At 34.9% G+C, this 1,411-nt stretch carries 2 protein-coding genes; both read left to right on the forward strand.

The features are described from left to right. Positions 1-392: 392 nt before the first annotated feature. Positions 393-683, forward strand: coding sequence for a hypothetical protein (locus JSS34_08895; protein MBS0186411.1), 291 nt, complete (start codon positions 393-395; stop codon positions 681-683). 18 nt (positions 684-701) lie between these two features. Continuing rightward, complete coding sequence (locus tag JSS34_08900) at positions 702-1,151, forward strand: hypothetical protein (GenBank protein ID MBS0186412.1); 450 nt, start codon at positions 702-704, stop codon at positions 1,149-1,151. Positions 1,152-1,411 lie beyond the last annotated feature (260 nt).

Below are 1,411 nucleotides of genomic sequence, written 5' to 3' on the forward strand. Positions count from 1 at the left end.
GTTTCGCCTCAGTGAGTGAAGATTTTTCTTTGGCAAACAGCAAAAGATCCTTACATTTTGATCAAGAACTCGGTCATTTTGAAATAGAAAGATTCTCAAAGAATGAATTTACAACCATAGAGCCCATTAAGAGCGTCCAGTCTATGCTTCCCATAGAACAGGCAAATGCTAATTCTTTAAGAGTTTAAACTAACATAGTACATTCTCTCGAAAAAAAACTTGTTGATGCAGGCTATACAAGTGAAATACTTTTATGGAACGTAAGTAAGAGTTCTACTACGAAGAAAAATATAAAATCATACAGACCTTTGCTAGAAGGAGAAGGAAGAGTTGGGACTTACATAGAATTAAAAAAACAAAGTACTTTTGGAGATCATTTAACTCCAAATCATATGCCTCAATCAGCTTATATACAAAACTTTGGAATAAGTAATGCTGATGGTATTTGCATGATGATGGAGCATCCTTTTCTTGGCGTTGGAGGGCGTCATCGATTGACTAGAACATATGGACGTCAGCCTGATCTATCGTCAGATCCACGAATTGAATTAGCACGCGATATCTGGGATATAAGACAGATCTACAGAACAGACGGTGTTTATACGACAGAAATTCGTAGAGCTTTGCAAGAAGTTATTGTAAAAAACAAACAAGCAAGACCAGATCTATTTTTGAAAAAGTGATCCAAAGGAGGTCAATAAATGAATGTTTCTTTTAAGCGATTACAATATTTAGCTAAAAACATGAAATCTTCAGAAGTAAAAGAATTTGAAGCTCTTTTATCTTCATATATGGAGAAAAAAGATGAAGAAACTTTAAAAAATTTACTTAAATTATTTAATGATAAGAACCATTTCTATGAGGTCTTATATAGCTTGGTCCATTTAGTTGAGACTTGGCCTGCAGAGATATACGTAAAAACTCTTATAGACACACTTTCTGTACAAATCAATCAATCACCATTTTGGACGGATTGTTTATTTAATCGAATATTTAATAACCCGCAAACTTTTTTTCTTTTTAAAAAAAATATGCAATTGGCTCCAAAGAAGGACTTACTAGAGCTTTTTGATTTAATGGACAAAGAATCTCCACATCATAAGGCTGTAATAGAAGAGTTACGCCAGCAGTTGAAATTGAGATATATTTGAGAAAAATTAATAAAAACTTCGTTGCACAAGGCATAGGCTTCTCTGTGCCAATACTCCACCCTTGCAGAGGTGTTTTCGTCCAAATGGCATTCGGAGCTCATCGCTTCCAGTCAAAGATTTGAGAGCTTTATCACAGAAAGGGAAAGCCTCCACTATGCGCAGCACTTGTGGAATCCCTCTTCTGATTCTCAAAAAAGAGCTCCTCTTTCTAAAGATTTTCTTAAACATCGTCCAAGATCAAATTCTTTCTCTGCACAAGA

The sequence above is a fragment of the Pseudomonadota bacterium genome (assembly GCA_018242545.1).
Taxonomy (GTDB): Bacteria; Pseudomonadota; Alphaproteobacteria; order 16-39-46; family 16-39-46; genus 16-39-46.